Origin of the sequence: Aquabacterium sp., from assembly GCF_004297345.1 — a bacterium.
Lineage (GTDB): Bacteria > Pseudomonadota > Gammaproteobacteria > Burkholderiales > Burkholderiaceae_C > Aquabacterium.
In genome coordinates this window covers 1-7,965 of sequence record NZ_SCTN01000468.1, presented here as the reverse complement: position 1 = coordinate 7,965, position 7,965 = coordinate 1, and the positions used below count along the sequence as shown (strand labels likewise).

Genomic DNA, 7,965 nt, shown 5'->3' with positions numbered 1-7,965 from the left:
AAGGCTTCGACCAGCACGACGGCCGAATCGATGATGATGCCGAAGTCCACGGCGCCCAGCGAGATCAGGTTGGCTGACATGCCTTTCAGGTGCATCAGCGTGAAGGCCGTCAGCAAAGACAGAGGGATCACGCTGGCCACGATCAGCGCGGCACCCCAGTTGCGCAGGAAGATGACCAGGATGGCCACGACCAGGATCGCGCCCGTGATCATGTTCTCTGTGACTGTGCTGACCGTGTGCTCGATCAACTCGCGGCGGTCATAGATGCGATCGAGCGTCACGCCTTTGGGCAGGTGGGTGCCCAGAATCTGCATGCTGTTGTGCAGATCGGCGATGACCTTGGCGGGATCTTGCCCCTTGGTCATGTCCACGATGCCTTCTACGACGTCGTCGTGCTGATCCAGGGCCACGATGCCGGACCGCTCGCGCTCGCCATAGGCCACTTCGGCCAGATCGTCGACCGTGATGGGTTGGCCATTGCGCACGTCCACCACGGTATGGCGGATGTCATCGAGTGATTTGTACAAGCCCAGCGAGCGCACCACCAGGGCCTCGTCTCCACGCTTGAGGATGCCGCCGCCGCCATTGGCGCTGTTGCTGCTCAGAGCGTCCTGCAGTTGCTGGTAGCTGATGCCGAATTTGATCAAGGCCTGTGGACGTGCGCGAACCTGGATCTCTTTGAGCGCGCCGCCAATGGTGACCACATCGGCCACGCCGGGAACCCGACGCAAGGCCGGGCGCACGATGGTGTCCTGGATGGTGCGCAGGTCGGACAGTGGCATGTCTGCCGGGCCGTGCAGGGTGTAGCGGTAGATTTCGCCGACGGCTGTTGTCAGCGGGGCCAACTGCGGCGTCATGCCGGGTGGGAGCTGCACGTTCTGCAACTTCTCCAGCACCTGCTGGCGGGCGAAGTAATCATCCGTGCCGTCCGAGAACAACAGCGTCACGACGGACAGGCCTGTCATCGAGATGGAGCGCAGTTGCGTGATGTGCGGCACGCCGCTCATCTCCACTTCAATGGGTTTGGAGATGGTGCGTTCGACCTCCTCCGGTGCGCCGGAAGGGTAGGGAGTGATGATCTGCACTTGCACGTCCTGCACATCGGGGAAGGCTTCCACCGGCAGGTTGGCCACCGCATAGGCGCCGATGAGCAGCAGGCCGATCACGGCCAGCACGACGAAGACGCGCTGATTGAGCGCGAAACGAACCAGTCTGTCGAGCATGTCAGTTGTCCGATGCCAGTTCAGCGTCCAGCAAGATGGCGCCTTGGGTCACGACGCGTGCGCCGTCGGCCAGGCCCTGGCTGATGTAGCTCATGGCGCGGCCACGTGTGGCGAAGCTCACTTGGGTCTTGATCAAGTTGCCGGGTGCACGCTCCACGAACACAAAGCTCTTCTGGCCGCTCGTCACGATGGCGCTGTTGGGCACGGCGATGGCCGTCTGGCCGCTGTCGCCCAGCGGGGCCATGCGCACGAACATCTCCGGGCGCACCTCGGCAGGCGGTTTGACCAGGTGGGCGCGCACCGGGATGCGACGTGTGGCCGCATCCATGGCGATGCCCACGCTGCTGATCTGCCCATCAAGCTGGCTCAAATCTGCACCATCGGCTTGCACGCGAATGTGCTGGCCGACGCGCAGCTTGCTCACGTCTGATTCGCTGACATCGGCGACCACATCCAGATGAGCTGGGTCGATGATGACAAAGGCCGGATCGCTGGCGTCTGAACGGAGTTCCTGGCCTGGATTGAGATGGCGCTCTACGATGATGCCGGCGATCGGGGCGCGCAAAGCGTAGCGACCGTCCTTGCCGACGCCATCGAGCCCGCGCAATCTGGCCGAGGCGCGCTCCAGTTCTGCCTGCGCACTGCGTGCATCGGCTTGAGCCGCTTCAAGGTCGCGTGTGGCGATGACGCCGGCATCGTGCAGATGCTGGGCGCGTGTCCACGCTGCGTGCTTGCTGTCATGGTCTGCCTGCGCTTTGTGCAGATCCGCTACAGCTGTGTCGTAATCGGGCGCCAGCAGCCAGGCTAGCACGTCGCCAGCGTGGACGGCCTGCCCGGCCTGGGCCACGATTTGAACGGTACGACCAGCGACCGGGCTGAACACGCGCACCGCGTGATCTTCATCAAAGGTGATGCGCGCGGGCAAGGGCTCGATGACAGGGGGCGTGACCGCCTTGACTGCTTCGATGTTCAGATAAGCCAGCTGCGCAGAGCCTGGTGGATAGCGCAGTTGATCGGGCGCGACGCGTGTGGTGTCGGCTGCGGCCAAGGCCTCGTCGGCTTGCGCGTGTTGCAAATGGCTGGCGTAGATGGCCAGCAGAACCACGACCACGGCGGCCGGCACATAGGGGAAGAGAGGTAGCTTCACGGTGTCACCGTCTTAATTCGTGTCAGATGTCATCGTCAGGGCCGCCAGGGCTTTGGCGGCATCGGCATGGGCGGCGGCTGTGTCCAGCTCGGCTGCGTGCAGGGCGCGTCGCGCATCCAGCACGTCTTGCAAAGGCAGGGCACCTTGTTGCCGCGCGTATTCCACGCCTTTGAGCGCATCCCTGGCCTGGGGCAGCAGGCGTGCTTCCAGTCGCTGGATGCGTTCCATGGCCGTGTTCAGCGCGTCTGCTTGCAGTGCGCGATCGGCCAAGGCATCCGCACGGGTCTTGTCAAGCTGAGCCTGTGCTTCATTCATGGCAATCAGCGCACGCGCCACCGGGCCGTCCTGGCGGCCATCTACGCCAAGAGGAAAGGCCACGCCGACGCCCCACAGCCTGGCGGCAACCCCGGGGTTGTGCTCAAACTGCACGCTCCACGTCACGTCCGTGCTGCGCTGGGATTGAGCCAGGGACAAGGCAGACTGCGCCTGTTCAACGCGGCGCGTGGCTGCCTGGACGTCGGGCCGTGCAGCCAGCCAGGCATCGTTGTCCTGCGTGGCCTCGGGCGTTGTGGTGTCCGGCCAGTTGTCACTGGCGCGCAAGGCAGGCGTGTTGCCCATGGCCAGCCATTGCGCCAAGGCACTGCGGGCCTGGTTGAGTTGTTGGCGTGATTGCGCCAGTTCGTTGGCAGCGCGCTCCGCTTCAACGGACAAGCGCGTGGCCTCCAGCCGGGAGAGGTCACCTTGGCTCAAGCGCAGCTGTGCGGTGTCTCGGCTGGTCTGGGCCAGTTGCCAGTTGTGCTCGCTGGCGGCCATCTGTTCCTGCGCGAGCTTGAGGTCCCAGTAGGCTTGCGCTGCCGCCAGTTTGCGGGTGCGCAGCGCGTCGGCCTGATCCTGTAGCGCCGCTTGCAGGCCTGCTTCCGCCGAGCGAACCCGCCAGTCGGCTTTGCCGCCACGCTCCATCATCTTGTCGATGCGGGCAATCGTGTCGATGGGGCGATGCCACGCGCTGCCGCTGCCCAGCTTGTTCGGATCGATGGCCTGGCTCAACAGGCTGAACTGCGCTGGTGGGGTGACCCCTGCCGACTGCTGATCCGCACGAGCGGCATCGACGGCTCTTTGCGCCGTTTGCACATCGCGGTTGGCCTGCTCAACCCTTTGCAGCACGGTTGACAGCGGCCAGTCCTCAGCCTGAGCCGGGGCAGCCACGGCCAGGCCCGTCCACATCATGGCGGTCACGTAAAGGACATACTTCATGAGATCTTGTTTGTTCTACAGTGGCACACTTCCTGTCGGACGGCAGTGTCTGTCGCCTACCTTTCGTGAACCTTTCAGGATCAAGATGCGCCTCTTGCTCGTAGAAGACGATGCGCCGCTGGCCGAGGGCCTGGCGGGCAGCCTGAGGCTGGGCGGCTACAGCGTGGACTGGATGATGCTGGGCTCTCATGCCAGCGCGGCCTTGGCTGTGCAGGCTTACGATGCCGTGATCCTGGATCTCAATCTGCCCGACACCGACGGCCTGCAACTGCTCAAGGCATGGCGGCAGCAAGGTCTGCGCATGCCGGTGCTGATCCTGTCTGCACGCGATGAAATCGAAGACCGCGTGAAAGGCCTGGACCTGGGAGCCGACGACTACCTGGTCAAGCCCTTTGACGTGAGCGAACTCGAGGCCCGTTTGCGCGTCCTGATTCGCCGCATGCAGGGGGGGCGCGTGGACAACGCACTGGAGGTGGGGCCTTTGACATTGTTCATCGATGCCCGAAGCGCCCAATTAGGCGGGGAGGAACTGCCTTTGACAGCCAAGGAGTTTGCGCTGATGCAGATGCTGGCCATGAAGGCGGGGCAGGTCCAGGCCAAGGAGCAGCTCATCAGCCGCCTGAGCGATTTCGAGCAGGACATGAGTGCCAATGCGCTCGACATCCTGATCCACCGCCTGCGCAAGAAGCTGGAAGGCAGCACCTTGGCGATCCGGACTTTGCGAGGCTTTGGCTACCTGCTGGAGAACAAAGCTTGAGTACGCTCAGCTTGCGCCGAGGGCTACTGTTGCGCCTGGGCGTGTTGATGCTGGTTTTTTCGGCCCTGGCTTCTGTGGTCGTGTACCGCATGGCGCTGCGCTTTGCCGATGAGGCCTACGACGAGTGGCTGCTGGATTCGGCGCGATCGCTGTCGCAACTTGTGCATCTCAAGGACGAGCATGTGACGGTGGACTTGCCGGGATCGACCTTGCAGGCCTTCGTGTTTGATGCGCATGACCGCGTGCTGTTTCGCATTGACGATGCACGTGATGGGCTTGTCTCCGGCCAGCCCATCCTGCATGCCCAGCCATTTGGCGTTCAGGACGTCCGCTATGCGGATCTCTGGACAGAAGGGCAGGCCATGCGCAGCGTGCAGATCATCCGGCGTGATCTCGTCGGCCACCTGGTCAGCATCACGGTGGCAGAGACACTGAACAAGCGCCACCGCCTGGCTTCACGCGTGTTGGGAACGGTGATGGCGCTCAGCGGTGTGTTGTGTCTGTTGACCGTGTTGCTGGCCCGCGATGCCGTGGCCAGAGGGTTGAAGCCCTTGCTGGTGCTGACCGAATCGATTCGCCTGCGCAGGCAAGGTGATCTCACGCGCTTGCCTGATGCGGGCGTTGCGCAGGAACTGCAGACGTTCACCAACGCCATCAACGATGTGCTGGGGCAGTTGGACAAGGCCAGCCAGATGCAGCGGCGCTTCATTGCCGATGCGGCGCATCAGTTGCGCACACCCTTGGCGGCGCTGAAGGTGGAACTGGAGCATGCCGTGCGCGAGCCCGATCCTGATCGACACGCTCAAGCGTTGGCGCAGTTGCGTGGCGGTCTGGATCGCTTGTCTCGCCTGGCCAACCAATTGCTGACCCTGGCCCGCGCGGAGCCGGGCGCCTTGGCTCGCAGCCATTTCAAACCCCTCGATCTGCACGCCTTGGTTCATCAGGCGGCCATGCGCTGCTTGCCCGCCTTCCTGGAGGCAGATATGGACCTGGGCTTCGAGGGTGAGGCGCACCCCATCGTGCTGGGCGACGCCTTGTTGCTCGAGGAAGTGATCAACAACCTGTTGGACAACGCACGGTGCTATGCCGGTGCGCAGGCGCAAGTCACCGTGCGGGTCGAGCGAGATGCAGATCGAGCCCTGCTCAGCGTTGATGACAATGGCCAAGGCGTAGCGCCTGACGAGTTGAGCCGGCTCACTGAACGCTTCCATCGCCCGGCGGGCAGCGCGCGTGGCGGCTCCGGCCTGGGTTTGGCCATCGTGCAGGAAATTGCCGAAACCCACGGCGGGCATTTGTCCATCTCATCACTTGAACCGCACGGGCTGCATGTCCTGATCAGCCTGCCCTTATTGGAGGAACCCACATCATGACGAACAAGACTGCAACGGCGCTGTGGCCCCTGTTGTGGCTGGCCTCGATGGGCCTGGCCCACGCGCAAAGCGATGGCAGCGATCAGCATCCCTTCAAGCTCACGGTCGGTTACTACCAGTATGCCGACGATCAAGGCAAGGATGTGAACCTGCGCTGGCAGCACGAAGGCAGCCACGTCTGGCTGGGGCATTACGAGGATCACGGATTTGGCGCGCAGGATCGGATGGGCGCCGACACCAGCATCGATGTCAGCGAGATGATCTCGTTGCAGCCGTCCATCCAGGCAGCAACCGGGGGCTTCGTGGGCGGCAGCCTCAATGCGCAAGTCGGTCATGACTGGTATGGCCTGATGGGCTTTGGTCGGACCAACCTCAAGCCCTATTTCAACCTGAACTTCGATCCCAATGACGCGATCACCCTGGGGGCCGGGCGCCAGTTCGCCAACGGGCAGAACTGGTCCGTGTTCGTGGTGCATGACGACAGGCTGCACACAGGGCAGACCGATTGGCACCTCACGGCACGCATCCCGGTGGAGGAGGACCGCCTCTCGCTTGATCTGATGCGCAAATCCGGCGACAGCGATGTGGGCTACATCAGGGCCTGGTCGCTCAGCGCCACCTGGGATTTCCCACGATGGTTCTTGCGCCTTGCACGCGATCCAAAGCAAAGCTTTTCGGCGGAAGACGCATGGCGCCTGTCAGCCGGCGTTCGGTTCTGATGCTTGATCCGGTCAGGACAAAAGCTTGATCAGGGCGTCTGGGTGAATGGGCAGCGCAGCCAGACCTGCCACGCCCATCAGCACGCCAAAACCAGTGGGCACCAATGCGGCCCAATACAGCGCCCACATGCCTGTCAGTGCCGTGACGGCCAACATGGCAATGGCGATGGCCAGCAAGGCATCAGAAAGATCGAACTGATCGTCGCGGTAGTTGGACGCGTCGTAATGGAGCTGATCCTGCTCCGCGGCGGCTTTCATCTCTTCTTTTTTCTGTGCTTGCTCTTTGGCCAACGTACGGTATTTGTCGATGGCCTGTGCGTAGGCATCGCTTTTGACCGAGCTGGCGGCCTCGCCAGGGGCAGGGCGTGCCAGCTCCATCTGCGTCAAGGCTGCTTCGGCCACTTCCTGCCGAAGATTGCGTGCCTGGTAGTAGGCCCAGTGGTCCAGCTTGTCGGCCTGGGCCTGCTGCATGGCCTGCACGATGTTGTCGTCCTTGACCTTGCAGATGCCCATGAAGGTGGCCAGCACGGCCACCGTTACCGCCACGGCCGCGTTCAATCTGACAGAGCGGGCCTCCTTCAGTTCGGTGGCTGATTGGGCTTGTTCGATGAGGTCTTTGGGGTCGATGTCCATGGCGGTGATGCGATTCACAATTGAAAGCCGACGATGCGTACCAATCCTTCGGCTATTTCTCTGAGTGCGGAGGGCGGCTGAGTCGGCGCGGGTTGACTTTCATTGGCAAGGCGCAAGGCCCATTGCGTCAACCAGGCGATGCTCTGCGCATCATAGAACGCCGTATTGAGTTCGAAGTTGAGAAAGAGGCTGCGCGCATCCAGATTGGCCGAGCCGCACCAGGCAATGTCGTCGTCCACGATGATGGCCTTGGCATGCAGCATGCGCGGGTACAGCATCACCTCAGCCCCCGCGGCCATCAACGCACGCAATGACGGTGCCCTGGCCACATCGGCCAATGTGTGATTGGATCTGGCTGGCAGTACCAGCGTGAGTTGAACCCCTCGGCGGCAGGCCATGCACCAGGCCGACAGCAGCGCATCATCAGGCACGAAGTAAGGTGAGACCAGCACGATACGCTGTTCGGCGCGGTAGGTTGCGGCCAACAGCAAGGCGTGGAGGGTGTCGTCCGCATGGTCTGGCCCACTGGGAATCCATTGCATCATGCCGCTGTCGGTGCGCGTGGATGGCGCGCATACAGGGATGTCGACGAAGCTGACTTCGCCACTGGCCACCTGCCAATCCTGTTGATAGAGATCGTGCGCCTGTTGGGCCATCGGCCCGCTGATCACGAAGCTGATGTCGTTCCAGGCCGGCGTATGGCCTTGCCTGACAAAGTATTCTGCAGCCAGGTTGCGCCCACCGCTCCAGACGTGTTGCTCGTCAATGACCACCAGTTTGCGGTGATTGCGCAGGTTGACTCGGCCTCTGCGAATGTTAGGCAGCAGGGGCATGAAGAATTGCACCGACACACCTTCTCGCT

Annotated in this window: 8 protein-coding genes; 3 read left to right on the top strand and 5 right to left on the bottom strand. The window is 62.7% G+C overall.

The window, feature by feature from the left end; all coding sequences use genetic code 11:
* The 3 genes from EPO09_RS18130 to EPO09_RS18120 all read right to left on the bottom strand — a co-directional run.
* The coding region (locus tag EPO09_RS18130) for an efflux RND transporter permease subunit (protein WP_290645247.1) at positions 1 to 1,223 on the bottom strand (1,223 nt) is incomplete at its 3' end.
* A 1-nt stretch (position 1,224) separates the two neighbouring features.
* Positions 1,225 to 2,370, bottom strand: a complete 1,146-nt coding sequence (locus EPO09_RS18125; RefSeq protein ID WP_290645245.1) for an efflux RND transporter periplasmic adaptor subunit — start codon at positions 2,368 to 2,370, stop codon at positions 1,225 to 1,227.
* A gap of 12 nt (positions 2,371 to 2,382) precedes the next feature.
* Positions 2,383 to 3,624, bottom strand: coding sequence for a TolC family protein (locus EPO09_RS18120; RefSeq protein WP_290645243.1), 1,242 nt, complete (start codon positions 3,622 to 3,624; stop codon positions 2,383 to 2,385).
* A gap of 85 nt (positions 3,625 to 3,709) precedes the next feature.
* Between EPO09_RS18120 and EPO09_RS18115 the strand changes: the two genes are divergently transcribed.
* The 3 genes from EPO09_RS18115 to EPO09_RS18105 are packed head-to-tail and all read left to right on the top strand — an operon-like array spanning position 3,710 to position 6,470.
* Positions 3,710 to 4,381 (top strand): response regulator, encoded by a 672-nt coding sequence (locus tag EPO09_RS18115; protein ID WP_290645241.1) that lies wholly within the window; start codon positions 3,710 to 3,712, stop codon positions 4,379 to 4,381.
* A complete protein-coding gene (locus tag EPO09_RS18110; protein WP_290645239.1) occupies positions 4,378 to 5,751 on the top strand; it encodes a sensor histidine kinase in 1,374 nt (457 codons plus the stop codon). Before EPO09_RS18115 ends, EPO09_RS18110 begins: the two co-directional genes overlap by 4 nt.
* Positions 5,748 to 6,470, top strand: coding sequence for a hypothetical protein (locus EPO09_RS18105; protein ID WP_290645237.1), 723 nt, complete (start codon positions 5,748 to 5,750; stop codon positions 6,468 to 6,470). The genes EPO09_RS18110 and EPO09_RS18105 overlap by 4 nt, the downstream gene beginning before the upstream one ends.
* 12 nt (positions 6,471 to 6,482) lie before the next feature.
* Here the strand turns inward: EPO09_RS18105 and EPO09_RS18100 are convergent, their stop codons facing one another.
* Positions 6,483 to 7,121 (bottom strand): DUF4337 domain-containing protein, encoded by a 639-nt coding sequence (locus tag EPO09_RS18100; protein WP_290645235.1) that lies wholly within the window; start codon positions 7,119 to 7,121, stop codon positions 6,483 to 6,485.
* Positions 7,118 to 7,965, bottom strand: an 848-nt coding sequence (locus EPO09_RS18095) for a phosphatidylserine/phosphatidylglycerophosphate/cardiolipin synthase family protein (protein WP_290645233.1), incomplete at its 5' end; no start/stop codon positions are given. The genes EPO09_RS18095 and EPO09_RS18100, both read right to left, overlap by 4 nt.